Raw genomic sequence first — 868 nt, 5'->3', positions numbered from 1 at the left:
CAGAATGAATGGGTAAATTAATTCAATAAAATAGGATTTTAGTCTGTTCACTTCGGTTTTTTTAAATGACGCACAACGGTCTCGTATAACCGTCAGTTACGGGTTAAAGTACGCAAACTTTTCGGTTTGAAACTGACGTTAGCAATTCCGAGTGGATTCGGACGTAGTCGAATCCGCCGTAATTGCGGTTATACATTGTTGTGCGTAGTTTTTTATATTCCACCGTTTTCAGTCTTTTCATAAGTCAGTTGTCCGTTTTTAAATTCGAACAACACTTTCGTCCAATCACTTAAACTCAAATACAAATTCTTTCCTCCTTTCAATTCCGCAAAGTATGGAATCAGAGTTATGTCAAACTGTCCATCTGATATTGACAAAGGAAATATTTTTACGTACCTCAATTTGTTTCTATTTTTTCTAAACACTTTCTTTCTGTTTCCAAGTCCGATTTTTTTGATTTCATATTCGTTGATTGAATCAGGTATTTTCATTAAGTAGTCTTGGTATTCAATAAAAATCTTATTCGGCTGTTTTTGGTTAGAATATTTGTTATAAAACGAATCGATTTCCACGATGTATTTTTCAATCGCTATGTAATACAGCGAATCCGTTTCCGTCATTTTAAAGTATTCCGAACTTTGATTTTCATTCTGTCCGATTGCACCGAATGATATTAAAAGGAAGAATATTTTTAGTCGATTCATTGATTTATGATTATTTACTCAAATGTATTTTGCTATTTCAAATCTCAAAAATCATAATGAGTAAACTAATGTTTTGGATGAGTAACGAGTTTTTCTCAAATTACGCACAACTAATTGTATAAGAGCTGTTGCCCTTATCCAAAATAATAATTGATACTAAGATA

1 protein-coding gene is annotated in these 868 nt (G+C 32.1%); it reads right to left on the bottom strand.

Going from position 1 to position 868, the window contains the following annotated elements; translation table 11 throughout:
• Positions 1–212: 212 nt before the first annotated feature.
• Positions 213–704, bottom strand: coding sequence for a hypothetical protein (locus tag Q0945_RS16000; RefSeq protein ID WP_299436678.1), 492 nt, complete (start codon positions 702–704; stop codon positions 213–215).
• Between the last annotated feature and the right edge of the window lie 164 nt (positions 705–868).

It is taken from the genome of uncultured Maribacter sp. (genome assembly GCF_947500405.1).
Classification (GTDB): domain Bacteria; phylum Bacteroidota; class Bacteroidia; order Flavobacteriales; family Flavobacteriaceae; genus Maribacter_B.
The sequence above is the reverse complement of the archived record's forward strand: the minus strand, read 5'-3'. Positions and strand labels throughout refer to the sequence as shown.

What these genes read in the sequence shown, in the direction of transcription:
- Q0945_RS16000 (WP_299436678.1), bottom strand. Translation starts at nt 704, where the DNA reads ATGAATCGACTAAAAATATTCTTCCTTTTAATATCATTCGGTGCAATC.